Annotated in this window: 18 protein-coding genes and 4 pseudogenes; 8 read left to right on the top strand and 14 right to left on the bottom strand. The window is 70.8% G+C overall.

The window, feature by feature from the left end:
* Positions 1-116: 116 nt before the first annotated feature.
* Positions 117-868: pseudogene (locus ACZ3ZD_RS34960) on the bottom strand (IS5 family transposase); the annotation flags it as partial.
* On the opposite strand from ACZ3ZD_RS34960, the pseudogene ACZ3ZD_RS34955 reads away from it, so the two are divergent.
* Positions 862-1,283 (top strand): annotated as a pseudogene (locus ACZ3ZD_RS34955) (transposase); the annotation flags it as partial. The pseudogenes ACZ3ZD_RS34960 and ACZ3ZD_RS34955 sit on opposite strands and share 7 nt — an antisense overlap.
* Before the next feature lie 71 nt (positions 1,284-1,354).
* On the opposite strand, the gene ACZ3ZD_RS34950 reads toward ACZ3ZD_RS34955, so the two are convergent.
* Complete coding sequence (locus ACZ3ZD_RS34950; RefSeq protein ID WP_467406736.1) at positions 1,355-1,942, bottom strand: DUF6461 domain-containing protein; 588 nt, start codon at positions 1,940-1,942, stop codon at positions 1,355-1,357.
* Between the two features lie 203 nt (positions 1,943-2,145).
* Between ACZ3ZD_RS34950 and ACZ3ZD_RS34945 the strand changes: the two genes are divergently transcribed.
* Positions 2,146-2,619, top strand: coding sequence for a hypothetical protein (locus ACZ3ZD_RS34945; protein ID WP_467406734.1), 474 nt, complete (start codon positions 2,146-2,148; stop codon positions 2,617-2,619).
* A gap of 15 nt (positions 2,620-2,634) precedes the next feature.
* Here ACZ3ZD_RS34945 and ACZ3ZD_RS34940 read toward each other — a convergent pair.
* The 7 genes and pseudogenes from ACZ3ZD_RS34940 to ACZ3ZD_RS34910 all read right to left on the bottom strand — a co-directional run bounded on the left by ACZ3ZD_RS34940 (position 2,635) and on the right by ACZ3ZD_RS34910 (position 11,141).
* Positions 2,635-3,266, bottom strand: a pseudogene (locus ACZ3ZD_RS34940) (ATP-binding protein).
* 177 nt (positions 3,267-3,443) lie between these two features.
* Positions 3,444-3,737, bottom strand: a complete 294-nt coding sequence (locus tag ACZ3ZD_RS34935) for a hypothetical protein (RefSeq protein WP_467406732.1) — start codon at positions 3,735-3,737, stop codon at positions 3,444-3,446.
* Positions 3,738-3,795: 58 nt separating this feature from the next.
* Complete coding sequence (locus ACZ3ZD_RS34930; protein ID WP_467406729.1) at positions 3,796-4,314, bottom strand: hypothetical protein; 519 nt, start codon at positions 4,312-4,314, stop codon at positions 3,796-3,798.
* 415 nt (positions 4,315-4,729) lie between these two features.
* Entirely contained in the window at positions 4,730-6,376 is a 1,647-nt protein-coding gene (locus tag ACZ3ZD_RS34925) for a glycoside hydrolase family 27 protein (RefSeq protein ID WP_467406727.1), read from the bottom strand.
* A 94-nt stretch (positions 6,377-6,470) separates the two neighbouring features.
* The gene (locus tag ACZ3ZD_RS34920; protein WP_467406724.1) at positions 6,471-7,889 is read right to left on the bottom strand and encodes a non-reducing end alpha-L-arabinofuranosidase family hydrolase; all 1,419 of its coding nucleotides are present in this window, start codon (positions 7,887-7,889) and stop codon (positions 6,471-6,473) included.
* A 94-nt stretch (positions 7,890-7,983) separates the two neighbouring features.
* Positions 7,984-10,293 (bottom strand): beta-L-arabinofuranosidase domain-containing protein, encoded by a 2,310-nt coding sequence (locus tag ACZ3ZD_RS34915; RefSeq protein WP_467406720.1) that lies wholly within the window; start codon positions 10,291-10,293, stop codon positions 7,984-7,986.
* A gap of 404 nt (positions 10,294-10,697) precedes the next feature.
* Positions 10,698-11,141: a hypothetical protein gene (locus ACZ3ZD_RS34910; protein ID WP_467406717.1), complete on the bottom strand. Its 444-nt coding sequence runs from the start codon at positions 11,139-11,141 to the stop codon at positions 10,698-10,700.
* Between the two features lie 489 nt (positions 11,142-11,630).
* Here ACZ3ZD_RS34910 and ACZ3ZD_RS34905 point away from each other — a divergent pair, with 489 nt between their 5' ends.
* Positions 11,631-12,605 carry an ankyrin repeat domain-containing protein gene (locus ACZ3ZD_RS34905; RefSeq protein ID WP_467406713.1) on the top strand — a complete coding sequence of 325 codons (975 nt, stop codon included), beginning with the start codon at positions 11,631-11,633 and terminating at the stop codon, positions 12,603-12,605.
* A gap of 873 nt (positions 12,606-13,478) precedes the next feature.
* Here ACZ3ZD_RS34905 and ACZ3ZD_RS34900 read toward each other — a convergent pair.
* Positions 13,479-13,604 (bottom strand): annotated as a pseudogene (locus tag ACZ3ZD_RS34900) (IS5/IS1182 family transposase); the annotation flags it as partial.
* A 115-nt stretch (positions 13,605-13,719) separates the two neighbouring features.
* Here ACZ3ZD_RS34900 and ACZ3ZD_RS34895 point away from each other — a divergent pair.
* The 3 genes from ACZ3ZD_RS34895 (at position 13,720) to ACZ3ZD_RS34885 (ending at position 16,401) form a co-directional block, all read left to right on the top strand.
* Positions 13,720-14,076: a DUF4232 domain-containing protein gene (locus ACZ3ZD_RS34895; RefSeq protein WP_467406710.1), complete on the top strand. Its 357-nt coding sequence runs from the start codon at positions 13,720-13,722 to the stop codon at positions 14,074-14,076.
* Positions 14,077-14,489: 413 nt separating this feature from the next.
* Positions 14,490-14,990, top strand: coding sequence for a MarR family winged helix-turn-helix transcriptional regulator (locus ACZ3ZD_RS34890; protein WP_467406708.1), 501 nt, complete (start codon positions 14,490-14,492; stop codon positions 14,988-14,990).
* Entirely contained in the window at positions 14,983-16,401 is a 1,419-nt protein-coding gene (locus ACZ3ZD_RS34885; RefSeq protein WP_467406705.1) for an MFS transporter, read from the top strand. Before ACZ3ZD_RS34890 ends, ACZ3ZD_RS34885 begins: the two co-directional genes overlap by 8 nt.
* A 216-nt stretch (positions 16,402-16,617) precedes the next feature.
* Here the strand turns inward: ACZ3ZD_RS34885 and ACZ3ZD_RS34880 are convergent, their stop codons facing one another.
* The 4 genes from ACZ3ZD_RS34880 to ACZ3ZD_RS34865 form a co-directional block, all read right to left on the bottom strand.
* A complete protein-coding gene (locus tag ACZ3ZD_RS34880; RefSeq protein WP_467406701.1) occupies positions 16,618-17,745 on the bottom strand; it encodes a GNAT family N-acetyltransferase in 1,128 nt (375 codons plus the stop codon).
* A 215-nt stretch (positions 17,746-17,960) separates the two neighbouring features.
* Positions 17,961-19,295, bottom strand: coding sequence for an ATP-grasp domain-containing protein (locus tag ACZ3ZD_RS34875; protein WP_467406699.1), 1,335 nt, complete (start codon positions 19,293-19,295; stop codon positions 17,961-17,963).
* 100 nt (positions 19,296-19,395) lie between these two features.
* Positions 19,396-20,643: an MFS transporter gene (locus ACZ3ZD_RS34870; RefSeq protein ID WP_467406697.1), complete on the bottom strand. Its 1,248-nt coding sequence runs from the start codon at positions 20,641-20,643 to the stop codon at positions 19,396-19,398.
* 59 nt (positions 20,644-20,702) lie between these two features.
* Positions 20,703-22,322, bottom strand: coding sequence for an amino acid adenylation domain-containing protein (locus ACZ3ZD_RS34865; RefSeq protein WP_467406694.1), 1,620 nt, complete (start codon positions 22,320-22,322; stop codon positions 20,703-20,705).
* A 253-nt stretch (positions 22,323-22,575) separates the two neighbouring features.
* Between ACZ3ZD_RS34865 and ACZ3ZD_RS34860 the strand changes: the two genes are divergently transcribed.
* Positions 22,576-23,832, top strand: a complete 1,257-nt coding sequence (locus ACZ3ZD_RS34860; RefSeq protein WP_467406692.1) for a condensation domain-containing protein — start codon at positions 22,576-22,578, stop codon at positions 23,830-23,832.
* A gap of 77 nt (positions 23,833-23,909) precedes the next feature.
* Positions 23,910-26,342 (top strand): ATP-grasp domain-containing protein, encoded by a 2,433-nt coding sequence (locus tag ACZ3ZD_RS34855; RefSeq protein WP_467406689.1) that lies wholly within the window; start codon positions 23,910-23,912, stop codon positions 26,340-26,342.
* The last annotated feature ends 1 nt before the right edge of the window (position 26,343 follow it).

Genomic DNA, 26,343 nt, shown 5'->3' with positions numbered 1-26,343 from the left:
CACGGCCGGTTCCCCACACCTCACGAACGGCGGAATCGTCGTACTGGTCACGGCCGACCAGCACACATCCACAAGATCGTGTTACGAGCTCTAAGAGGTGGTTTTCTCCCGATGTTTCATCCCGGGATTGGTGTTTGATCCCTCGGTGTCGGGTCACTCCAGGAGATGGTGGCTTCGCCGGTGAGGCGGCGGGCCACCAGGTCGGTCATGGCGAGGTGGATCATGGCTTCGGAGCGGGCTGGGAGGGTCTCGTAGTCGCGGGACAGACGGCGGTGGAACATCAGCCACTCCGTACGTACGCTCCACAGTCCAGCGCTTGGGCAGCGGCATGAACCCCCTGGTACCGAAGTTGCGTTGGACGATCTCCAGGTCGGTTGCCGAGGGTGGCGGCGTGCTCGACGAGGTGCTGGCGGTAGCCGCCGTCGACCCAGGCTTTGCGGATGGTGGGGTGAGTGGCGGCGACCTGGTCAATCAGGTGGGTGCCGGCGTCGGAGCCCTGCACGCTCGCGGCCGTGACCAGCACTGCGAGCAGCAGTCCGAGGGTGTCGGTGACGATGCTCCGTTTGCGGCCGACGATCTCCTTGGCCGCGTCCGTGCCCTGCCCAGCGGCCGGGACGCTCGTGGAGGTCTTCACGCTCTGCGCGTCGATCACGCACGCGGACGGCTCCGCGTGCTTGCCTTCCTTCTGCCGTAATAGCCTGCGCAGCGCGCCGGTGAGCTGGGCGAACACACCGTCCTTTTGCCACTTGGCGAAGTAGCCGTAGCAGGTCTCCCAGGGCGGGAAGTCGTGCGGCAGGTAGCGCCACTGCACCCCGGTGCGGTCCACGTACAGGATCGCCTTCATGATCTCGCGTAAATCGTGCTCGGGTCGAACGGCGCCGAGACGCACTGCGAGTCCCGCAGATGCGTCAGTCCTCCCAAGTCGAACAGGCCATGGGCCGTCAGGCCATCGCCTTGCTCAGACAGCTCGATGCCGCCTGCCCCAGCGTCGGTGACCTCACCGAAGCAACCGTGGAGTCTTTTCATGCACACCCGGGCGCCGAGATCATCACCAGCCTTCCAGGGCTCGGGACTCTCACCGGTGCCCGGTGCTCGCCGATATCGGTGACGACCGGTCCCGCTTCACCGACGCGAAGGGGCTCAAAGCCTTCGCCGGGGCCGCGCCGGTCACCCGGGCGGCCGACAGAAGCCTCGCGGCCATGGCTCGTAGGGTCAAGAATCAGTGTCTGGCGTCGGTCGGGTACGTCTGGGCTTTCGCCGGCCTGACCGCCTCACCAACCGCACTGTCGATGACGAGGGCACGGCCTTCCCACTCTCCAGAACTCCTGCGCTGAGGGCAGCCGCATGAGGTTTTTCAGTCCGGCAGGGGAAGCAGCCTGCCGCTCCAGCGCTCGTCAACGTCGTGGGGTTGCCTCAGGCGGATGTCAAAAGCGTTCTCTACCAGTGCCAGGACGCTGTGCAGAGGCGCAACGTGGCCAGGGATGAGCCCAAGGGGCCTCATGTCGTCATCAAGTCGTGCCGGGTCCTGCCCGGTCGGTTCGATCGCCTGGAGAGTGTGGAAGTCGACGATGACATCGCCGCCTACCGCGTACTTGAACCAGTGCATCGGCTTCTCGTTGTAGTGGAGCACCACGGCCTCAGTGTCCAGGGAGACGGTACTCAAGATCCTCTCATCGAGTCCGTGCAGGCCGCCCTGTTCCCATGCCCACGCCCACGAGCCGTCGATGCCGCTGGTGACGACTGGTTCTTCATCGTCGAAGAGGTCGTTGCCCAAGTCGCCCGACAGGGCTACGGCGTCGCGAAGCGCCAAGGTCTCCGGATCCACCCCCATGCGGGTGAGCAGCTCCGCAGGAGGCAGATCCCGCACGAAAGTCAGCGTGTATATGGGGAAGTCGCCCTTTCGGAACAAATCCAGTCCGCGGCCTATCCCTGTATTCGTCATGCCGTGGATGCTGCCACACACCACCGACACCCGTTACTGGCTGCGTAGGTGAGATAGGAGAGCACTTGTCGGCGGTTTCGGAGAGCGGTCGGGGTCTCTAGCCCTCTGGGATGTTGCTGAGCACTGGCAGCAGGCAGTTGCGTCGGAACCGAGGTGACGTCAAGCAACTGTTGACCGTAGGCTCTCGGCGAAAGGCAGGTGCAGTGGACATCACGGTGCAATGGATCAAGACGTCCTGGACGAAGCAATCTCGGGGCGGGGAGGCCGCTGCCCGCCGGAACGCGGTGCCGGTCGGCTTCTCATTGCCCCAGTTGCGCTCCGAGTTCGCCCACTTCGTCCAGATGTCCGAGCGTGACGGCTTCGAGCCGCGTTCGAGCCAGAAGGACCATCGCAAGGTCGGTGTCAGCCTGCGGGACGAAGGTGATCGGCTGCGAGTACTCGCTCGTGTGGAGCCGCTCTTCGGGTTGCCGCCTCGGCCGCGCAGGCCGCCGGCAGTTCGACTGCTTCCCGGACAGTGGGTCCGCTGGCAGTTGAACTACCGGTTCACCAGCGCCATGGGAATCCGCGGATGGTCGTACTGGCTCGACACATTCAACATCGCTTACGGCCCCGTCGACCGGGATGTCTTCCTGTCAGAGCCGACCGTGATCGTCGATGAGTGCGGGCCAGTTCGATAGCCAGTCGGATTGTGCTCAGACGCCTGTGCGTTCCGCTTGAACTCGGGTGGTGGCGAGACGGTAGGAGCCGGTGCCGGTCTCGATGGGTCCAGCCGGAGAACGACTCGTTGGATGCAATGGCCACGCTGTTCTTCTCCTCGCGTTCGGTCAGAAGGTCGACGCGGCCGTAGCGGGCGATGTTCTTGGTCAGCTGCTTCTCGTCGGCGGCCTCGACCAGCTCGTTGACCAGCTTGGTCGCCAGGACGTACTTGACCCGGTAGCGGCCATCGCGGCCTCGGTGCCCAGCGCGATCAGCAGGTGGGACGTGCCGGTGCCGGAATCGCCGATGCGGCAGAGCGGCAGGCCCGTCTTGCTCCATTCACATTTGGCGAGGGTGTGGACCATGGCCGCGTCGATGTTCGGGTTGGCGTCGAAGTCGAACTTGCGCAGCGACGGTCGTGAGGGAAACCGGCGGCCTTGATGCGGCGCTCGGACCGGCGGCGGGCCCGGTCGTCGCATTCGGCCAGGAGGAGTTCGGAGAGGAAGCCGAGGTGGGACATCTGCTCGCGGCCGGCGGCTTCGGCGAGCTCGGGGAACGGGGACCGGATGGTGGGAAGCCTCAGCATCCGGCAGGCCTGGTCGATCGCTGCCGTGGCGGCCTGCTCGATGAGTCCTCGCTGGGGGGGATGGACACGCGGTTCTCCTTCAGGGGGTGGGGCGGTCGCGGCGGAGCCGCAGGAGCTGGTCGTAGTGAGCGACCGACGGCAGAGGCCGTGTGTCGGGTGGCAGGCGGGCTCGGACGCAGACGGCAACGGCGCGATGCTGGTCCGGTTCCCTGCTGAGGGTTATGGGGCCTCGGCAGGGGCAGGGTCGGCGGCCGCTGCCTTGCGGGCTTCAAGAGCGACGGCGTCCGCCGTCAGCGCCCCCGTCTTGAGGGCGGCGGCGAGTCCGGTGACCAGGTGCTCGTGCGGCAGGTGCCGGCCGAGGAGAAGGACCTCGATGAGCGCGCAAGTGCCGTCCCGCTCGACGTGGGCCTTGACGGCAGCGTCCCACCACGCGTCGTGGACGGGAGTGAACCGGCCTGCGGAGCGTGCCTGATCGAGCGCGGTCGCTCCTTGCAGGGCACCGGGCTTGCGCACGAGAGCTTCCAGGTAGTGGCCCAGGTCGAGGCGGGTGCCGCCTTCGGCGATCAGCCGTTCATGTCGCCAGCGGCGCCAGCAGCGGCTGCTCGGCCGCGAAGTACTCGCCAGTCGTGCGAGGACGAGCCCGGATCCGGCGGGCTTCATCCTCCTGGTCCCATCGGTCGATCATCGCGTTGAGCTCGGCGAGTGTCGCGACCTCGGGCACTGGGACGAGGTGGTTGCGGCGGAACCAGCCGATCTGGCCCTCGACGCCGCCCTTCTCGTGGGCGCCGCGGATTCCCCGCTGGCAGTAGAGAGCTTCCAGGCTGTAGTCGGAGCGGAACACGGTCCGGCGTTCGGCCTCGACGCGATGCCGGGAGAAGCCCAGCACCTGGGCGACCGCGACCCTGAGGTTGTCGTAGCGGACCCTTCCGGTCGGCACCCCGCCCAGCACGTTGAGAGCGTGGACGTGGCCCTCGAAGAACGCCTCCTGGCCTGCCGCGGCGAAGATCCGGTGGACGGCCTTGCCCGAGTAGGACAGCCGGAACACGAACAGGTAGCAGGTCACCAGCTCGCCGGCCAGCCGCACCGTCACGTCGCCTAAGTCGCCCTCCGCTTCCGCTCGGGGCTTATGGGTCTGCGGGACGAAGGCTTCGCCACGCCTCGGCCGACCCTACAGATCGACCTTGGACTTCGGCAGCGCCCAGGCCCCCTCGTCGTGCAGAGCACAACCGTGGTCCCGAAGCAAGCATCCAGGCTCTCTCAAAACTCAGCGACCTCACTCTCCCGTAACGAGGGCGCTCTCGCCGCTGAGCTACAGGTGCCTCTCGTAACGCACCCGCAAAGCCAAGGCCCCAGCAGGGCGCGGACGAGCCCGAAGAGCGCCACGGGCGCCCCTGGCGGCGGTGTTCGCCGTCGTGCGCGGCCGCTCCGCGGGATCCCGGTCGAGTAGCCTGCCTGCCCGGGTGTCCGACCGGACATCCGGGCCGCCAGGCAGGCAAGGGAGCGGGTTACGGGAGCGAGGTCCACTTCTGGTTGTTCTGGCCGTTGCAGGTCCACAGGATGACCGGGGTGCCGTTGGCGGTGGCGGCCCCGTTGACGTCGAGGCACAGCCCGGCGTGGACGTTGCGGACGGAACCGTCGGACTGCATGGTCCACTTCTGGTTGTCCTGGCCGTTGCAGGGCCAGATGATGACCGGTGTGCCGTTGGTGGTGCCCTGGTTGGAGGCGTCCAGGCACTTGTCGCCGTAGACGCGGATCTCGCCGCCGGCCCATGTGGTCCACAGCTGGTTGGCGGCCGTGTGGCAGTCCCAGATCAGCGTCTTCGTCCCCGACGCGGTGGCGGCGCCGTCCACGTCCAGGCAGCGGCCGGACCCGTTACCGCGCAGACGTGCGGTGGTGGCGGCCAGCGGGCTGCCGCCGCTCACCTTGAACGCGGCGACACCGTGCGCGGGGACACTCGCCGAGATCTGCCCCGAGGTGGTCGACGTACCGCCGGTCCACAGGTCGGTGAGGGTGAATGGCCCACCGGTGAGGCCGGCCTGCGCGGCCGTGGCGGTGATGGTCGTGGTGCCGTTGCCCCGGTTGAACAGGCCGACCGCGACCGAGCCGTCGGACAGGGGCTTGGCGAACACCTCGGTGTCGCCGTCGTCGCGCACCCGGCGCCCGCCCGCGCCCAGCTTGTCCTGGTTCACCGCCAGCAGACGCGGGTTGCGCAGGATCGCGCTCACGTCGGCGGACATGGTCCGGATGTCGTTGCCCGCGATAAGGGGGGCCGAGAGCAGCGCCCACAGGGCGAAGTGGGAGCGGGACTCGGTCAGTGACAGACCGGGACGGCCGACGACCAGCATGTCGGGGTCGTTCCAGTGGCCCGGACCCGACTGGGCGGCCAGCGGCGCGTCGATGTCGAGGACGTTGCCGACGCCCATCGGGTAGCTGTTGGTGTTGCCGTTCTGCCAGATGTCGAGCAGGTCCTCGGTCGTCCGCCACAGGTCGGCGACCTCGCCCCAGTCGTAGGTGGCGCCGGTGATGGGGTGGAAGCTGTTGGGGTTGATGCTGTAGACGATGGGGCGGCCGGTGGCGCGCAGGGCGTCGCGCATGACGGTGAACTGCGCGACCTGATCGGCCAGGGTGCCGCTGCCGGAGCACCAGTCGTACTTGAGGTAGTCCATGCCCCAGGAGGCGAAGGTGTTGGCGTCCTGGACCTCGTGGCCCTTGCTGCCGGTGGAGCCGGGGTAGGTGCCCACGCCCTGCGCGCACGTCTTCTCGTTGGGCGCCTCGTAGATGCCGAACTTCAGGCCCTTGCTGTGGATGTAGTCCCCGAGCGCCTTCATGCCGCTGGGGAACTTGGTCGGGTTGGCCCGCAGGTTGCCCGCGCTGTCCCGCTGCGGGTCGAACCAGCAGTCGTCGACGACGACGTACTGGTAGCCCGCGTCCTTCATGCCCGAGGACACCATCGCGTCGGCGGCCTGGCGGACCTGTGTCTCGTCGACACCGCATCCGAAGCTGTTCCAGCTGTTCCAGCCCAGCGGTGGGGTGAGCGCGGGGCTGCCCGGCGCGGCCTCGGCGGTCGTGCCGGCGGAGGCGGTGACGCAGGCGGAGAGCGTCAGCGCGGCGGCTGTGAGGAGACGCAGCAGTCGCCTGTGCATGGAGGCCATGCAGGGTTCCTTCCGGGGGGGAGACAAAGACGGAAGCCGCTGGTGACCATGCCCGGTGGGCACGGTCACCAGCTTGTGGTCAGGTGTGCACGGGTCAGCGCTGCAGGGTGAGGACACCCGGCCGGTACGGCAGTTTCAGGTAGTCGGTGCCGTCCGAGCTGGGGTCCCTGCCCTGGTAGAGGAACTGCAGGTTGCAGGGGTCGATGGTCTTGGTCTGGTCGGGGTTGTTGCGGACCAGGTCACCGTGGCTGATGTCGTTGGTCCAGGTGGCACCGCTGTTGGCCTTGCCCGCGAACGGGTTGGACTCGGTGCCGGCCTGGACGGTCCACGGACCGTTCGGGCTGGAGGCGGTGAACGAGCGGAAGTAGCGCCCGTTCGCGCCCTTCGCCTCGACGATCATGAGGTACTGGTTCTGGCCCTGGACCTTGTAGACCTCCGGCGCCTCGAACAGCTTGTCCTCCGTGTCGGTCATGACCGTCGTGTACGACGAGCCGAAGCTGCTCGGGAAGTTCGCGAGCGGCATGGTCGACTTGAAAATGCTGCCCCTGTCATTGGCGAAGAACAGGTACATGTTCTGGTCGTCGGCGATCAGGGTCGGGTCGATCGGACCGCCGACGGGGAGGCTTCCGGTGAACAGCGCCTGCGGCGCGGACCAGCTGGTGGGGTCGGCGGGGTTGCTGGAGGTGCGGTAGGTGAAAGCCCAGCCCGTGTCCCAGCCGTTCGCGATCATCACCCAGATGTTCCTGGGCGCGAGGTAGAACAGCATGGGCGCAATCGGGGCCCCGCTCACCGGGGTCTGGGTGGCCGTCGCCATGTCCGACCAGTTCGTGAAGGGACGGAACCCCGTCGCGCCCCACCCGGATCCGTTCGAGGTGGTCGCGTAGACCAGGTTCTGGCCGTTGTACTTCACGGCGGTGAAGTCCTTCAACGCGACCGCCCCGTTCGCCGGCTGCGCCAGCGGACCCGTCGAGGCCCACCGGTACGTGGACGGAAGAGGGCATGAGTTGGTCCCGGACAGGCCGGTCCACTTCTGGTTGTTGGCGCCGGTGCAGTTCCAGAGCTGCACCGCCGCGCCGTTGGCCGTGGCGCCACCGCTGACGTCCAGGCACAGCCCGGACTCCACGGCGACGACCGTGCCGTCGGAGTTCACCCGCCACTGCTGGTTCGTACCGCCGTTGCAAGCCCAGATCACCGGCCGGGTACCGGCCGTGGTGGCGTGGTTCGGGACGTCCAGGCACTTGCTGCCGTAGACGGTCAGCTGGTTGCTGTCCGTCAGCGTCCACTGCTGGTTGGTCCCGCCGTTGCAGTCCCAGATCTGCACCTTCGTGCCGTCGGTCTGGTCGGCGCCCGGCACGTCGAGACACCGGCCGGAGCCGACACCCTTCAAGGTGCCGGTGGTGGCCGCCTGGGCAGTCGGACTGGCGACGAGCAGGGCCGCCAGGGAGACGAGGGCCGCGACCGCGGCGGCGAGTACCGCAGACGGGCGCCGGCGGCTGGAAGTTGGTCTGCGCATGAGGACCTCATCATTCTGAATGTTCGATATATCGAACAATGGTCGAAAGGTCGGGCAAGCGGAAGGGCGGAGGTGATCAAGTTCCGCGGCAGGCCTAGTTCGGCAAGATGCGCCATCGGTTGTCGGCGGTGCCGTCGTCCGCGTCCTGGACCGCGAACGCGCCGACGGCGGTGGAGTTGCCCGCGATGGCGAGCAGCTTGCCGCTGTTCACGTTGCGGATCTTGTAGGTCCCGTCGCCCTGGTCGAGCAGCGTCCACTTGTGGTCGGCGGTGCCGTTGTCCGACCACTGCAGAACGGTCGCGCCGTCTGCCGTGGACATGTTCGAAACACCGAGGACCTTGCCGCTGTTGGCGTTGCGGAAGCGGACCGCGCTGCCGTCGGTGATCATTTCCCAGTTGTGGTCGGCGGTGCTGTTGTCCGTCCACTGCAGAGCGCGGCCACCGTCGGCCGTGGACATGTCCTGGATGCCCAGCAGAAGACCGCTGGCCACGTTGGCCAGCCGGACGGTGTTGCCGGTGGTGTTCCAGTAGACGGTGTAGTTGAAGCCGTGCGCGTCGTGGAACGGGCCCAGGTTGACGGTGGAGCCGCCCGCGGTGGCGGTGAAGGCGAGCGAACTGCTGCTGGTCCGCTTGACCGAGGACGTGTTCAGCGTGGGGAGCGAGCTGAGAGCGGTGTCGCCGTAGTTGCCGGCCAGGACCACCGGGCCGTAGGTGAGCGCGGCGACGTTCGCGTTGTCGTTGGCCGGTCGGATGCCGAGCCGCATGGGCAGGCGGACGGTGACGGTGTCACCGGAGGTCCACGAGCGGCTCAGGGTGGCGTAGCTGCCGGGGGTGGTGGTGATGTTCTGCGCTACGCCGTTGACGCTGACGGTGGCCCCGGTGGTCCAGCCCGGGATGCGGACACGCATCGCCCAGGTTCCGCCGAAGTTGCCGGTGACCTGCAGGGTCGTGGTGTCGCTGACGGGGTACGAGATGGTCTGGGTGACCGTGATCCCGCGCTCCGACCAGTTGAGCACCGAGGGCACGAACAGGTTCACGATCAGGGTGTTGTCACTGCGGAAGTAGATCGAGTCCATCAGCCTGGTGTGCATCTCCAGGCCCGTGCCCTGGCAGCACCAGAAGGTGCCGTAGTCGGTGCTCCAGGTGCCACCGCCCCACGCCGGGCCCACACCCCGCCGGCCTCCCGGGTCGAGCGGGGTGAAGTAGGTGACGTGACCGTGCTCGTCGGCCGGGTTCTGCTGCCCGATGATCTGGTTCAGCCAGGCCCGCTCGTAGTAGTCGAACAGTGCGGCGCGGTCCGGGTCCAGCGCGAACAGTTCCCTGGTGAGGGTGAGCATGTTGATCGTGTTGCAGCTTTCGCAGGTGTCCTTGTTCAGGTAGCCGGCGATGGCGTTCGGGGCCCGGAAGTGCTCCGCCTGGCTGTTGCCGCCGATGGCGTAGGTGTGCGCGTTGACGGTGAAGTTCCAGGCGTTGGTGGCGATGTCCCGGTAGCGAGTGGTGCCGGTGGCCTTGTACTCCCGGGCGGCCCCGATCCACTTGGGTACCTGGGTGTTGGCGTGCAGTCCGCCCAGCTGGTCCTGGCCGGACGCCAGGGGATCGAACACCGCGGCGTGGTCGAACCGCTGGGCGACGGTGAGCCACCGCGCGTCGCCCGTCTGCTGGTAGAGGTCGGTCAGCACGGTGTTCATGCCGCCGAACTCGGTCTGCAGCATGGCCTGCATCTGCTGGCCGGTCAGCCGGCCGGTGCGCGCGTCGACCCATCCGGCCAGGGCGAGCAGCACGTCACGGGCCTGGGTGCTGCCGATGTGGCGCCATACGTCCAGCAGGCCGGCAAGGGTTTTGTGGATGGTGTAGTACGGCACGTTGCCGTTGCTCAGGGTCCGTTGCTCCAGAGCGGTGAAGTCGGACTCCGGGTAGCCGGAGAGGTACCCGGCGCCGAAACCGGCGGCGCTGTTGTTGGCCTGGCACTTGGCCAGCTCCGCGACCATGTACGTGGCCTTGTCCCGGCAGGTGGTGTCCCCGGTCACGGCGTACAGCTGTGCCCATGCCGTGAGGAAGTGCCCCTGGACGTGGGTGCGGAAGGGGAAGTCCGGCGCGTCCCAGCCGCCGGTCGCAGCCGCGCCGTTGGTGGACAGTTTGTGGTTGGCGCGGAAGTTGTACAGCAGCCGGTCGGCATCGATGAACCGCAGGTAGTTCTGCGTGCGGTTCTGGTTGTCCAGCCACCGGCTCGCGGTGAGCCGGACCTGGCCCAGGTCGAAGGGGTGAGCGGAGACTCCGATGTCGGTCCTCGCGGGAGGGATGGCCGCCTGGGCGGGGGACGCGCCGGTTAAGGATCCGGTGGCAGAGGCGGCTGCCGCGGCCCCGGCCATCTGCAGGAGGCGCCGTCTACTGACAGAGGAAGACATGGTGCACCTTTCGGTGGCGACTGAGCGGCTCGGCAAGGAGGCCCGACGTCCGCCGGGCGCTCCGGCCTATCGGCGCTCTCCATCGATACATGGGATGGATTAACGGATATGGATGTTGCTCGTGTCTAGCCTTGCGACACGAACTCCTGATCCCTACCGCTTGGTAGCCCCACCGGTCCCCCGGTAAACAAGCCATACATTGGATGTGAGGGCAGGCTGCCTCATCTCCCGCCGTACCAGCACCGGCTCGTTACGCCCCGACTTCAGCGGTCGGCCGTTGGCGCCGATGTACGGCACCCAGCCGGAAACCGGCTCCTCGAACGGGACCGCCACCGTGACGTACAGCCCGTTCGGCTTGCCCGAGCGGCCGTTGAAGCAGTGCTCGACATGTCCCGGGCGCCGGATCAGATCGCGCAGGTGGTCACGCAACGCAGACCCGGGATGTAGCCCGGGAAGCAGTGGTGGTACTCCGTGCGCTGCAGCAAGGACTCCGGCATGGACGCGGGTGCGCTGGACCGGGGCACCGCCCGGCTCACCCCGCTTCGGGCCGCTGCGGAGGTGGCGTGCCACGGCGGCCCTCCGGGCGTCGGCGGTTCCCCGCCGGTCAGGACGACGGTTCGCCCCTCGTACACGTACTCCTGCACGTCCCTGTCCTGGGTCACCTGCTCGTACAGGGAGTAGTAAGCCTCGCTGTGGCCGCTGTCTCCCAGGGCCTGGTGCCAGTCCTGAACGCTGAGGTACTCGGGGAAGCGCTCCGAGCGCGCCGAGAGATCGGTGAGCCGGTAGCCCGGTGATCGTCGGGGAGGCTGGAAGACCGCGGTGATGCCTTCGGCCTGATGGCCGGTCACCCACCAACCACCCGTGGCGTCACCCAGCGGCTGCATCGCTCGCCGTCGGCGAGAACCGACGTGCGCAGGGAGGCCGGGAGCCCGGGTGGGTGCGGCAGGCAGTACAGCCAGCGGCCGTCGCCGTGCTGGCGCCCAGTTACCGAGCAAGGCGGTGGAGACCGGCTCATTCCATCCGCGAGTTGCGAACGATGGCTACGACTCCGGAGGCCTGGGCATCGCATCTGCATGAGGGCGCGGACTCGGCCGACCGCGCCGGCAGGCGTTCAGGGTGGGCATGACGGTGGTGGCAACCGGGCGCTGCGGTACCGGAGTAGACGGCGGCGGTCGCGGGCGTCGGGATGTTCGGCGAGGGCGCGACCGGCGGCGGACCGGTGGCGTCGGCGTCCATGGCCCCGCTGCGACGCCGTGACGGCGGTGGCGTTGTCGGACCCGTCTGCAAGGGTGGTTGGTGTGCGGCAGGGTGCCGTCGGGCGGGGCGCGGGAGGCGACATGGGGACGGGACCGGGGGACGGCTGGGAGGGCGGCGTCGGCTGGGAGGGCTGGCTTGACCACCGGGACATCCGGCGACGGCTCGACCAGGGTGCCGATCCGGAGGCGCTGCCGTGCGGGGAACGGCCGCTGCACCGGGCCGTGGCGTTCGGCTCGCCCGAGGTCGTCGCAACGCTGGCCGGGCGCGTCGCCGACGTCGACGCGCTGCAGGACGGTACGACCGCGCTGTGGGAGGCGGTGGTCGGGCACCGGCCTCAGATCGCACGCGCCCTCGTCGCCGCGGGAGCCGACCCGTGGCGGCCGGTGCTGGCCGGCTGGTCACCGGGGCGGCTGAGCCTGGCCGGGCCGACACCGGAGCTGTTCCCGCTGCCCGAGGGCGAACGGGGGCTCAGCGAGGCGGAGTTGGCGGCGGCGCGGGAAAGCAGGCGGCGCATCGCGGCGCTGGCCGACATCGACTACTACGACGGCACGGGACTGGCCTGCGTGGCCGGCATCGACGCGCAGGAGGCCGTACGGCGCCTGGCAGCGGTGCCGCCGGACGCCGGGCTGCTCGCCGAGCTGTTGGACGACCCGTATGGCGTCGACACGGACGACAGCCTGCGCATCGTCGGGGTGACGACCGTACCGGGCGGTTGCGTCGTCACCCAGCCCTGGGGTTACGGGCCGCAGATGCCGGGCGTACAGGCCCTGCTCTCCGCCGGCACCCTCTGCTACGGCATGTACGCCAACCCCAAGAGCGGCAACCAGGGCAGCCTCGTGCGCGACGGCGTCGTCGAGGGCTGGGACCTGCACCCCGGCGGCGGCCCGTACACCGGTATACCTGCCGAGGAGGTCCTCACCGCGTACCTCTACGGCTCCCACGCGATCGCCGAGTGCTGCGCCCACGCGGGCCTCTTCCCCGCCGACCCGCGGCCCTTCACCGGGCCCCCCGACCTGTGGGTGGAACTCCCCGAGCGCGACTACTGGCAGCACTGACCGGTACCCCTTCCGGGGGCGCCCCCGCATCGGGCCGGCAGGTGTGCGCAAGCCGCTGCCCGCCCGCCGTCCCGGGTGCAGCGGCCGTGCACGGATCGGGGGCGGGGCGGGCGGTGAACGGACGGGGTCCTTTGGCGTCGCTGCCGTAACCGAACCAGAGGAGTCCCATAAGTGCTGGACGTTTCCCCGCCCGCCCGCTGTCCGCCGCCGCGCTGACGGGCGCCGCGCTGTGCCTCTCGACCGGGTGCGGCGGCACCGCCGAGTCCGTACGGAGCCACGCGGCGGTGGGCCCCGGCACACCGCCGCACGCGAGACGATCCGTGTCGACGGCGACACCGTCAAGCTCGGCGCCTGGCTGGCCAAGGGGCGCCACCGGCGTCGCTCCGGCCGACGCCCCGATGCGTACGTGCGCCTGGTCACCGCCCTTTCGACGGAGACTGGACGACCGAGGACGCCATCCCAGCCGTCCTGATGTAGGCACCGCTCCGCCCGCTCACCGAGCCGAGTGTGAAACCTCGACTCGATCCCGGATGAAGTTGCCGTGGGCCAGCACTGTCGCGAGGCGGACGGATACCGCTGATGACGCTCCGTCCGTGACAGCATGGCGCATCTTGGCTGGCCGCCCCGACACTCCCGCCGCGCAGCTGCCCCCTGACGGTGACCGCTCCTGCCGTTACACGCCTTGGCCCCCACCAGGCCGGTGGACCCTGCGCGGTTCCTGCCACCCCTCCGCCGCACTCTCCCCGGAGGCCGCTTCCCACGCCCGTTCGACCCGGACGGCCGTGCAGTGGTGGACTTGATCTCCATGAGCCGTACGGAGCCGTCGCCGACCACGAGGATCTTACTGATCATTTCAGAATGAAGGCGTCGCAAGCAGATGATGTCGCAGGCGAGTTGGAGTAGTCCGAGGTGGAGGTCGGCTCGTAGCTCGCAGCGGGTCCGCAGGCGCTCGAACTGGTGGAGCCAGGCTAAGGTTCGCTCGACGACATACCGGCTCCGGGGACACGCCCCGGGCCACCGAGGCGGACTCCGGTTCCCCGGGCGAGGACCTCTCGAGGTCCGACTGCACCGCCCCCCCGACCTGAAGGTCAAGCTCGTCGCCAAAAACTCGGATATGGACAGCCAGTACTACGACCTCCAGGTCACCAACACCGGCGGGCGTCGCGGCATACGCGGGTACGCGGGCGTGTCGCTCCTGGACGGCGGCGGCAAGGAGATCGGCAAGCCCGCCACCCGTTCCAAGGACGGCGACGCGGTCGGCAACGTCGTCCTCGACAAGGGGGACAGCGCCCACGCCGTGGTCAAGACGCCGGGGAAGGGCGTCACCGGCGACTGCGCGGCCGAGCCCGCGAAGATCAAGGTGTACGCCCCGGGCAACACCAAGGCAGTCACCTCCTCCGACACGGCCGACATCCGCGTCTGCGGCGGCACCCTCACGATCGGCCCCCTCGGCACGTCCTTCCCTGGGTGACGGCATTCGCGGGCGGCGGTACCGGCCGGGGTGGTCGCGGACTGCGTCGCCCGGCCGCGGGCCGTCCCGTAAGGGGCTGCCCGCTCCGGTGCCCGCGGTGCCGGCCTTCACATCTGTCCACACGGCTGCCCACCCGCCTGCCCCACACCGCTGCCCGCCCGGCCCTGTCGCGGCGGACCTGGGGCTGACGGGCAGGAGCAGCGGCCACCGCTGTCCGTTCGGGGCCGGCGCGCCGGGAAACCGCTCCCCTCCTCGTCGTCCCCCTGACCGAAACCCCCGCTCCGCCGGGGGCCGAGCCGGGGCCCGCTCGCCCCCGGGCGGTGGGCATCATCCACCTCCGGCAGTCACCGGCACCCGCTCCTATGTGCAGGCAAGACTGTACAGTTCACCCTGTACGAATTACGGTAGGTGGTATGCCCACCGATTCCGTCGCGAGCGGCACCCCCGCTCCCCCGCCGCCCCGCCCCTCGCCCGCCGCCGTCCAGGCATCCCGCGAGGTCAGGGTCGTCGTCAGCCGCCTGCGCCGCCGCATCCTCAAGGTCTCCGAGTCCGAGGACCTCACACTCGGGCAGTCCACCGCGCTCGCCCGCCTCGCCCGCGAGACCGAGACGCCCGCGACGGCGGCCGGGGTCACGACCAGTGTGCTCGCCGCCACCGAAGGCGTCCGGCACCAGTCGATGACCGCGACCGTCGCCGCGCTCGCCGCGCGCGGCCTCGTCGTCCGCACCCCGGACCCCGAGGACGGCCGCCGGCTGCTGATCACCCTCACGCCCGAGGGCCGCCGCCGTGTCCACGAGGGCCGCCAGGCCCGTGCCGAATGGCTCGCGACGCGGCTCCAGGAGGAGTGCACGGAGGAGGAGCTTCAGGCGGTCATCGCCGCCATGTCCGTACTGGAGCGGCTGACGCATGACTGAGCCCGCCGCGGTCGCCGGGACGAGCGACAAGAATCCCCAGGCCCAACAGCCTCGATTCAACCGGCGGTTGTTGCCGCCGATGATGCTCGGCTCGGTCCTCAACCCGATCAACTCGACGATCATCTCGGTCGCGCTCATCCCCATCGGTGACGCGCTCGGCGCGCCCCCGTCGAAGACCGCGTGGCTCGTCTCGGCGCTCTACCTCGCGACCTCGCTCGGGCAGCCCGTCGTCGGACGGCTCATCGACATCTTCGGGCCGCGCAGGCTCTTCCTCATCAGTACGGGCATCATCGGCCTCGCCGGCGTCCTCGGCACCCTGGCGCCCGACCTCGGCGTCCTCGTCGCGGCCCGCGTCCTCCTCGGTTTCGGCACGTGCGGCGGCTATCCGGCCGCGATGGCGCTCGTACGGAGCGAGGCGAAGCGGACCGGGCGCGACAGCCCCGGTGGCGTGCTCACCGCGCTCGCCGTCGCCAACCAGACCATCGCCGTCATCGGCCCTCTCCTCGGCGGCCTCCTCATCGCGGTGGGCGGCTGGCGCGCGACGTTCGCGCTGAACATCCCGCTCGCCGTCGCGGCGGTGCTGCTCGGCTGGTGGCGACTGCCCAAGTCGGCCGGTACGGGCGAGAGTCCGCAGCGCGGCCGGGTAGCCGCCCAGCTCGACCTGCCCGGCATGGCGCTCTTCGCGGTCACCCTCACCTCGCTGCTGCTGTTCCTCATGAACCTGCACCTGCGGGACTGGTACCTGCTCGTCATCACGCTCCTCGCCGGAAGCGCCTTCGCGCTCCGGGAGCTGCGCGCCGCCACGCCCTTCATCGACCTCCGCGTGCTCGGCGGCAACACGCCGCTGCTCGCGACGTACGGGCGCGCCCTCGTCGCGTACGTCGTCGCGTACGCCTTCCTCTACGGCTTCAGCCAGTGGGCCGAGGAGGGGTACGGGCTCTCGCCGTTCCGCGCCGGGCTCGTGCAGATCCCCATGTTCCTTCTCGCCATCGGCGTCTCGATCTGGTCCGGGCGCCGGAAGGGCGTACGGAGCAAGCTCCTCGTCGGCGCGCTCGGGCAGATCGCCGCGTGCCTGATTCTGCTCACGCTCTCCGGCTCCAGCCCGCTGTGGGGCCTGCTCCTCGTCGCCCTGGTGTTCGGCGTCCCGCAGGGGCTCAACAACCTCGCCCTCCAGAACTCCGTCTACTTCCAGGCCGATCCGGAGCGCACCGCCTCCTCCGCCGGGCTCCTGCGCACCTTCGCCTACCTCGGCTCGATGGTCGCCTCGTCCGCGAGCGCCGCCTCGTTCGGGGAGCGCGCCGACACGGGCGGCATGCACGAACTGTCGTGGATCATGCTCGGCGCCGGTGCGGTGTTCCTCGTCATGACCCTCTTCGACCGCTCCCTCGGCCGGATCGGCACGCCGGACTGACTCCCCTCCCACCCGGATTTCCCGCAAGGAAAGGCACCCTCGTGTCCCGCACCGCCCTGCTCCTCATGGACGGCCGCGCAACATCCAGCGCAACAGACAGGCGCAGGGCACAGGGCCGTGGCCACGCGGTACGACAAGGTCTCGGTCCGCTACGAGGCGACCGTCCTCGTAGCAGCCGTCAACGAGTGGCTGTGACCAGCACATTCGATGCTGCCGTCAGTAGCGGTCCAGGCGGTGGGCGTACGGGGTCGGCAGGGAGGGAGTGCCTCCTCCGGGAAACCAAGCTGCGCAAAGGTCGCGGTACTGGTCGGGCATCGCCGTGTTCGCCGCTTCGGCGTCACCGGTCGACCAGTGGCCGAGAAGCAGCCGGACGAGCGCCGTGTCGTCGGGGATCAGATCGCCGCGCCGCAGTGCGGCGAGCGCCGTGTCGTAACCCTGGTCCGGCCGCTGTCCGGCGGCCCGGCGGCGCAGCTCGGGCTCCAGCTTGCGCACCAGCGCCGACCGGTTGAGAACTGCCGCCATCATCCCGCCGCTGGGCCGAAACCCGCGCTGCTCGGTGCAGCCCATGTGGCGTGCTACGCGGCCCACCAGGCTGTCGGCCGGCTCCCGGACCGTGAACTCGCTCAAGCGCCTCTGCCAGCACAGCCGGGCGAGGGCCGCGAGCAGCAGGGCCGCCGCAGCCGCGTCCTCGGCTACCAGCTCGTCCACGACCACCGACCCCACGGGGTCACCGAAGGCCCGGCCCTCCAGCACGGCATAGCCGGCGAGGGCGTCGCGCGTGCGCAGGACCAGGGTCTGTGACCCAGGCGTCCAGGTGGTCTGGGGAACGAGCCGGTTCCAGCCGACGTGCCGTTCATGAGTCCAGGGCCGCTGAGCGTGAGCGGTGTTGTACAGACGGACCATCGCCGGCAGATCCGCCGCCGAGCCGCTGCGGACACCCGGCACGGCAGCCCCCGGATCGTACCCGGTCCTGCGTTCGACGTTGCGCACGGGGACGACCAGGGCCCCTTCTGCCACAGCGCCGACAAAGCCGAACTTCTCGTACACTTCCTCGACACCGTCGGACACGAACGCGACGTCCACCCGCTGCGCCATGCCGACCAGCGCCCGGCGCAGGAGTCGGCTCATATGTCCCCGCCGCCGGAACTCGGGCTCGGTCTCCACGCCACCGATGCCCTCCGCGGCGACGGACACCGCGCCGAAGCGGACGCGGAAGGAGACCGCCTCGAGTTCGGCGACCGGTGCGCCTGCCTCGGTGCGCAACCGGCAGTAACGCGTCCGCAGACTGCGTACATCCTGGTCCGCGACCTCGGTGTAGCGAACGGCTGGCTCCTGTTCCGACACGGGTGTTCCTCGGCCCTCCTTGTCGCACGCCATCGAGTGGCGCCGCGTTGTTCGCCGCGGAGCCCAACGAGACCTTTACCTGCCCGCCGCCACTGAAACCTGCTCCAGGCCCTGCTCGGCTGGGCTCACCCGCAGCCCGGCGCACAACTGGACGCTGTGCGAACACCCCCCCAACCGGAGCCTGACACCGCGCCCAAGCACCCACTCGGGACCCCTCAGTCGGGGCATGGGCCGCCCGGTACCCCCTCGGGGGCGTTCGAGAAGTCCGGGCGCCCCGTAGCCATGACCACCCGCACCCGCGCCATCGCCCGGGCCGCCGCCTCGTTGACCTCTTCGGCCGTCCTGCCGCGCAGGAGGATGTGGCCCAGGCGCTGGAGGTTGTCGTGGGGGGCGGTCAGGGTGTCGCCGGGAGCCGCGGTGACGGTGACGTCCTGGACGTGGCCGCCGCGGGGTGGGACGTCGATGCTGCCCAGGGTGCCGGCGTGTGGTGCGAGCAGGAAGCGGACGGCGGCGGCGCGGTCGTGGTGGCCGGTGAGGTCGGGACGGATGCCGAGGGCTGTCTCGACGCAGGCTCGGGCCTGGTCGACGCCGGTGGCTTCGGTGACCAGGCGCATGATGCCGTCGCCGGGTGGACGGGCGCCGACCTCGATGACGTGGGGCCGGCCGTGGGGGGTGACCTTGATCTCGGTGTGGGCCGGGCCGTCGCGCAGGCCGAGGGCGGTGACCGCGCGGCTCGTGGTGTCCAGGAGAGCCTCGCGGACGGCCGTGGGGAGGGTGGCGGGGACGGTGTGGCCGGTCTCGGCGCGGTCGGCGCCGCCGGTGGTGAACTTCTCGGTGACGGCGAGGTGGTGGACCTCACCGCCGACGACGACGGTCTCGACGCTGAACTCGTCTCCCTCGATGTACTCCTGGGCGAGCAGCGTGGTGTCGAGGGCGATGCCGTGCGGGAGTTTGTGCGTCTCGGCTCCGGCCCGGCGGACGGCGGCCGGCAGGGCGGCGGGGTCGGACACGACGCTGACGCCGATCGAGGCGGCGTTCTCGGCCGGTTTGACCACGAGCGGGTAGGTGAGCCCGGCTTCCCGGGCGAGACGGGCGAGGGTGGCGGGCTCGCGGGCGGCGACGGTCCGTGGGGCGGGGATGCCGTGGGCGGTGAAGATCTCGGACATCAGGCGCTTGTCCCGGCAGGCCGCTGCCCGTGCGGGATCGTGACCGGGCAGGCCCAGACCGGCCGCGAGGTGGGCGGCGAGCGGGGTGAGGAACTCCCAGCAGGCGACGACGCCGTCGATCCCGGTACGGCGGCAGAAGGCGGTGAGGTGGTCGAGAGTCGCGGTCGGGTCCGTGAAGTCGGGGCAGATCGTGCCGGCGATCAGTCGCTTGAGTTCGGGCGGGTATCCCGCGTACATGTGCGGGTGGGTGACGACGTACGTCTCGGCTCCGAGCGCTGCGGCGGCCCGCAGCAGGGGCTCACCGGCGGAGACACCGGCCTCCAGCACGAGGAGCCGGGGAGCGCGCGCGTTCTCGGTGATGGGCAGGTCGGTTCCGGGTGCCATGCTCGGTTCCTTCGGTAGCGGGTGTCGCGTCAGGGCTTACGTGGTGCGAGCCGGGGTGAGCGGGCGGTCGCGCTCCCGGGAAGCGGGGCCCGGCAGCCGCTCACCCCGCCTGCGCGGTCGCCGGTTCCTTCGTGCCGGCCTCCGTGCGGGCCCGGATGGACGGTGCGAGTGCCAGTTGTCCCAAGGCGGCGAGCAGGCACAGGCCCGCGCAGGAGAGCCAGAGCACCGGGGCGCCGCCGGCGAGCAGCCGGGTGCCGACGAGGGGCGCGAGGAGGAAGCCGGTGCCCCAGGCCATGCCGAGCAGGCCGTTGTAACGGCCGCGCAGGTCGGGCGGGGCGAGGTCGGCGACGATCGCCGCGGTGACACCGAAGACGAGGACCTCGCCGACGCTCCACACCGCCACGGCGAGCCCGTACACCATGAGGTGGGAGCCGGTGGCGACGAGTGCGTTGCCCGCGGCGGCGAGGACGAATCCGGCGGCGAGCACCCGGCTCTTGTCGAGGGCGGCCAGGCGATGGCCGATGAGGGGCTGGACGAGGATGACGACGACGCCGTTGACGCCCATGATCGCCCCGTACGCGCTGCCGTCCAGGCCGTGGCCGGCCATGGCGAGGGGGAGGGTGGCGAAGGCCTGTTGGAAGACGGTGGCGTAGATGACGACGACACCGGCGAAGGCGAGCATGACGCGGTCGGCGACGACGGTGCCGTAGCTGCCCGTGACGTGGCCCGGGGACGCGGGACGGGTCTCGGGGACGGCGAACCACACCAGGAGGCCGAAGACGGCGCAGGCGGTGGCGTCCACCCAGAACAGGAGGTGGAAACCGTGGGAGGCGAGGCGGCCGCCCAGGACCATGGCGGCGGAGAAGCCGAGGTTGACCGACCACAGAAGCAGGCCGAAGGCCCGGGTGCGGTCGGCGGCGGGGACGGCGTCGGCGACCAGGGCCTGGACTGCGGGGCGGTAGAGGTCGACGGTGACGCCGATGGCGAGACCGGCCGCGATGATGGCGGGCAGGGTCCGGGCCTGGCCGAGGAGCAGGAGCGCGGCGGCGTTCGCGAGCATGCCGCCGGTGAGGGCGGCGCGGCGGCCCAGGCGGTCGGTGAGGAGGCCGCCGACGGGCTGGGAGACGACGGAGCCGACGCCGACGACGGTGAGGACGAGCCCGACGGTGGTGAGGGGGACGTCGCGCGTCTGGGTGAGGTAGAGGCTCAGGAACGGGCTGACCATGGCGCCGAGTCGGTTGACGAGGGTGCCCGACCACAGGACCCAGAAGGGACCGGGCAGCCCGCCGACGCGGACACGGACCAGGGTCCGCAACCGGGCCCGGCGGAGGGTGGCGGTGTCGGGCATGGGTCTCCTCGGTGACGACGGGGCCCGTGCGGGGGACGGGCTCGGCGGATGCGCCGGAGTCAGTGCGTGGCAATGAGCAGGGCCCGGTCGACCTTGCCGTTGGGCGTGGTGGGCAGGGCGTCCAGGAGGCGGATCTCGACCGGGACCATGTAGGCGGGCAGGGCGCGTCCGCAGAACTCCCGCAGGGCACCGGAGATGTCGTCGGGCTGGGGCGCGGTGCCGTCGGCGGCCCGGGCGGGGGTGGCGTCCGGGGACAGGACCACGAAAGCGGCGAGCTGGGATCCTCCGCCGGGCAGCGGAAGTGGCACGGCGGTCGCGGCGGTGGCGCCGGGGTACTGCAGGAGTCGGCGTTCGACCTCGCCGAGTTCGACGCGATTGCCGTTGATCTGTACCTGGGAGTCGCTGCGGCCCAGGAAGTAGTACTCGCCCCGCGCGCCCCGTACCGCCAGATCGCCGGTGCGCAGCACGGTCTGTCCGGACTCGGGGCACAGCGGGTCGGGGACGAGGGCGGCGCGGGTGGCCTCGGGATCGTCCCAGTAGCCGGTGAACAGGGCAGGGCTGCGCAGGTACATCTCGCCGGGGATGCCGGGACCGTCGACGACGCGGCCGGCCTCGTCGACGAGGAGGAGTTCGGCCCCCGCGTGGGCGCGGCCGATCGACAGGCGCTCCAGGTCCGCCGGGATCGGGTCGGGGACGTCCTCGAAGGAACAGGCCATCGACTCGGTGGCGCCATAGCAGTTGACGATCCGCAGTCCGGGACGCAGTTCGCGCAGTCGGCGCAGTTCCGGCAGGGGGAACTCCTCGCCGCAGAAGAGGACGGAACGCAAGGTGTCGAGGGCGGCGAGGCGGTCGGGTTCGTGGCGCAGGGCCTGGCGCCAGATCGAGGGGACACCGTTGACGTGGGTGGCGGCGGTGTCCGCGAGGGCGCGCAGGAAGTGCCGGGGCCAGCGCACGAGGCGCTGTGGTACGGGGACGACGGCGGCGCCGCTGGCCAGGGCGAGGCCGATGTTGAGGAGGGAGAAGTCGAAGTGCAGGGGGGATGTGGAGGCGACGCGGTCGCCGGGGGTGGCGATGCGGTGTGCCAGCATGCCGCGGTAGAAGGCCGTGACGGAGCGGTGGCTCATGACAACGCCCTTGGGGCGGCCGGTGGTTCCCGAGGTGAAGACGATGTAGGCCGGGTCGGTCACGCTCGGCGTGTGGCGCCGGGGGCGAGCGGGCTCCGGGGGCTGTTCGACGGTGAGCGTGCCGTTGTCGAAGCGTGCGGTGCCCAGGCCGTCCGGCAGGCCGGCGCGGGTGCCGGCGCCGGCTTGGAGGTGCAGGGCCGGGCGGGCGGCGTCGATCAGGCCGCGCAGGCGTTCCTGTGGCGTCTCCGGGCTGACCGGGACGAAGGTCAGGCCGGCGCGGGAGCAGGCCAGAAGCACGGCGACGGCCTGTGCCCCGGCTTCGGCCTCCAGCAGGACGCGGGCGCCGGGCTCCAGGGCCAGGGACATGAGCCGGCGGGCGTAGGCGTCCACGGTGTCCCGGAGTTCGGCGTACGTGGTGACGGTGACGGCGCCGGAGCCGGTGGGCTCCACGACGGCTGGATCGTGCGGGGTGTGCCGTCGGGGGTCGAGCAGCAGGTCGTGGAGGAATTCCCCGGTGGCCTCCGGGCGGGCGGCCTGCTCGTCGTACACGGTCACGAGGTCCTTCCGGCGGGGTGGCGCGGCAGCCGAGCACCACCGAACACGAATGTTTCCGTATCACGGAAATACGTTTCCACTTTGACAGTCAAGAACACTCTCACAACCGGCCGCCACTGGCCACCTCCATCGCCGCAACACCGTCGACGACCCTCCGTAATCCGCCTGGACACACCTCAACCCCCTGTGGCAGCTTGTGCTCTGTGCGGAAAATTGATTCCACATAGCGGAAATATCAGAGAACGGAGTGCGGATGATCGCGACGGAACCTCTCTCGCTGGGCCAGCTCTCCGTCTGGCATGACATCCGGGACCTCCCGCCGGCCCGCCGGCACGAGCCGAACAACGCCGCGGTGTGGGCCCTGCCGCCAGGGGCGACGGCCTCCGAGGTGGCGGCGGCGCTCACCGTCCTCGCCTGTCGCCACCCTTCGCTGCGCACCCGTTACGACCTGCGCGACCCGTACGACCCGCGCCAGTGGGTCGAACCACCTGCCGCCGAGCTCGCACATCTCCCGGTGACCACCGCCGCGGACCACGGCGGCGCCGCCCTCGAACTGGCGCGCCAACCCTTCGACCTCGGCCGCGAACAAGCCTGGCGAGCCCAACTGGCCACAGGGCCGGACGGCATGGCGCACCTGCTCTTCGTCAAGCACCACATCGTGGCCGACGCCTGGGCGCAGGAGCTCCTGCGCCGAGAACTCCTCGCCGAGCTGGCCGGTCCCGGCTCGGCGCATCCGGTGGCCGAGCGGCCGGGTCCCGTGCACCTCGCGCGCGAGCAGTACGCCCCGGACGGGCTGCGACGTCGGCGAGCCGCTCTCGACCACTGGGCCAAGCTCCTGGCGCGGGCCCCGCATGCCCAGCTGCCGGAGACCGGTGAGAACTCCGGTGAAGTCGTCCAGGCGACCTTGCGTTCGACCGAAGCCCTCGCCGCCGCCCGAACGGTGGCCGAGCGGGCACGGGCATCGGTGGCGAGCGCCGTCCTCGCGGCCTGGACCGCGGCCGTCGCCCGGCGGTGCGGGACCACCTCGGCACTGGTCCAGCTGATGAGCGCCAACCGGTTCGCCGGGAGGTGGAAGGATCTGGTCTCCTCGATGAACCAGTGGGTGCCGGCCCTCGTCGAACACACCGACACCGATCCGGTGGATCTCGCCCGACGGGTCCACTGGAACAGTCTCGCGGCTGCCCGGCACGGCATGCACGACGTCGACGAGGTGGCCGCCCTGCGTGCCGGGATGCCCGAAGCCCCCAGTCCGATCTGCGCGTTCAACCACGTCACCCTGCCCCCGGGCGAGGACCGGGACGTGGCCGGTGGCGGCCACGCCAAGGCCACGGTCGACCGTGAGACGCCGTTCACCACCCTCGGACCGCGCTGCTACGCACGCTCGACGGACAGCGGCAGCACCCTGTCGGTGCGCCTGACCGCCACCGGCATCGGGCACGAGGGGTGCGCCGGCCTCCTGTGGGAGTTGCACGACACGCTGCTGGCCGCGGCACGACGGCCCGGACGCTGACTCCCGGCCCCCACACGTCCGGCGGACCCGCCCGCCCCGACCGTCCAGCGAACGTACGCCCGCGCCAAGGAGATCCCGTGTCCGATCACGTCATCGTCATCCACCGCTGGACCGACCGGTACGCCGACTACGCCGCCTACCTCGACCACACCGAACACCGCGTCAGCTACATCACCACCGAACGCGCCGCGGACCACCTCCCGACCGGACTGGCGTCCGCCGTAAGGCTGGTGGACAGCACGGAGGACGAGAAGGCGGTACGCGAAGCGGTGGGCTCCCTGGTCGAGCGCATCGGTGTGCCGACACGGATCGTGGCGCTCCAGGAGACCGACCTGGACCTGGCCGCCGCCCTGCGCGACGAGTTCGCCGTGCCCGGCCCGGGAGTCGAGGAGCTGCGGCCGGTCCGCGACAAACTCCTGATGGCGCGGCGGCTGACCCGCGCCGGCATAGCGGCGCCGCCCACCGCCGAGGCGCCCCACCACGCCGCCGTGCACGCCTTCGCCGCGGTTCACGGCTGGCCGGTCCTGGTCAAACCCCGGCGCGGCACGGCGAGTTCGCACGTCACCAGGATCGACACGCCGGACCAGCTCGGCGCCTACACCTTCCCCACCGGCACCGACATGATCGTCCAGCCCTGGCTGCCGCACGAGATCCTGCACGTGGACGGCGTCCACACCGGACAGCGACTGGGGGTCTGGCGGGCCTCGCGTTACCTGAACACCTGCCTGGACTTCACCACCGGCCACGCCCTCGGCTCGGTCGAACTGGACGACGCCGCCCTCCTCCAGCGCGTCGGCGCCCTGACCGAGGAGGCCGTCGCCGCTCTCCTGCCGCACGCCACCGTCTTCCACCTCGAACTGTTCCTCAGCGACACCGGGGAGCTCACCGTCCTGGAACTGGGGGCCCGGCCCGGCGGCGCCGAGGTCCCGTTCGTCTGGCGCGAGGTGCACGGGGTCGATCTGATGGCCGCCGCCTTCGCCCACCAGACCGGCACACCCGACCCCACCCCGGCCGCGCTGCCCGCGGACGGCCGGGTGGGCGGCTGGCTGCTGGTGCCGCCGTCGGCGCCCCAGCCCTGCCGGGTCACCTCCGTCGACGTGCCGGACTCCGGTGCCTACGCCCACCGGGCACCGGAGGTGGGCCGGTCCATGGACCGGAGCGGCTACGAGCACGCCGGTGTCCGTTTCCGCTTCTCCGGCGCCGATTCCGCGGAGGTCGAGGCCGCCGTGCTGCGCACCGCGCGACAGACGGTCCTGGTGTGCGAGCCGGTGGACGCCGCGGCACCTCCCCGGCTCGTCCTGGTCGGCTGCGGCAATCCGCCGTACCGCGCGTACGCCCTCCAGGCGCTGGCCGCGGCGACGGAGACGGCACTGGTCCAACCACACGAACCCGACTGGCAACGCGCACACGTCGGCGACCGGTTCCTCGCCGCCGACACGTCGGGCGCCGACGCCACCACCGCCGCCGTCGCCGGTCTCCTGACCGGCCGCCCCGGCCCGGGCGCCGTCCTCACCTGGGACGAGACCTTGCTGGAGACGACCGCCGAGGTTGCCCGGCGCCTGGACCTGCCGCACCTCACCCCCCAGGCGGTGGGCGCGTGCCGTGACAAGCTCACCACCCGCCGCATCCTGTCCGCCGCCGGTGTGCCCTCCGCTCGCTTCCGCCACACCCACGACCGCGCCGCGGCCCGCCTGGCCGCCGAGGAACTCGGTCTGCCCGTCGTCGTCAAGCCCCGGGGTCTGGCCGGATCCGTGGGCGTCACCCTGGCCGGCACCCCCGAAGAGGTGGAACGCGCCTGGGAGCGGGCCACCACCTCGTCGTTCCCCGGCATCGACCCCCTCGCCGGGGCCATCGTGGAGGAGTACCTCACCGGCCCCGAGATCAGCGTGGACTGTGTCGTCGAACAGGGCGCCGTCCGCGTCGTCAACGTGGCCCGCAAGCGCCTCGGTTTCGCCCCGTCGTTCGAGGAGGTGGGGCACCTCGTCGCTCCCTGGCGCCACGAGCCGTGGGCCCTGGACGTGGAGACCGTCGTCACCGCCGCGCACACCGCCCTGGCACTGCGCACCGGGGTCACCCACACCGAGGTGCGTCTGACCCCTGCCGGACCCCGCGTCGTCGAGGTCAACGGCCGTCTGGGCGGCGACTTCATCCCCCTGCTCGGACAACTGGCCACCGGTGTCGACCAGGTCGCCGCGGCGGCCGCCCTGGCACTGGGCCGCGCCCCGGCCCTCACCCCTGGCCGGGACCGCTGCGCCGAGGTCCGCTTCCTCTACCCCGGGCACGACGCCGTCGTCCGCTCCCTGGACGTGCGCGGCGCCGCCGCCTGCCCCGGCATCGCCGACGCCGTCGCCCTCGCCGGGCCCGGAACCGTCCTGCGGTTGCCCCCGCACGGCATAGTGCCCCGCCTCGCCGCCCTGATCGCGGTCGGTGACACCCCCGAGGACTGTGCCGCGGCACTGGAGCGGGCCCGGCACGAGGTGCGCTACGCCCTCGATCGGCTCGAGTCCTGAC

Source organism: Streptomyces sp. NPDC023481, from assembly GCF_055560195.1.
The sequence above is the reverse complement of the archived record's forward strand: the minus strand, read 5'-3'. Positions and strand labels throughout refer to the sequence as shown.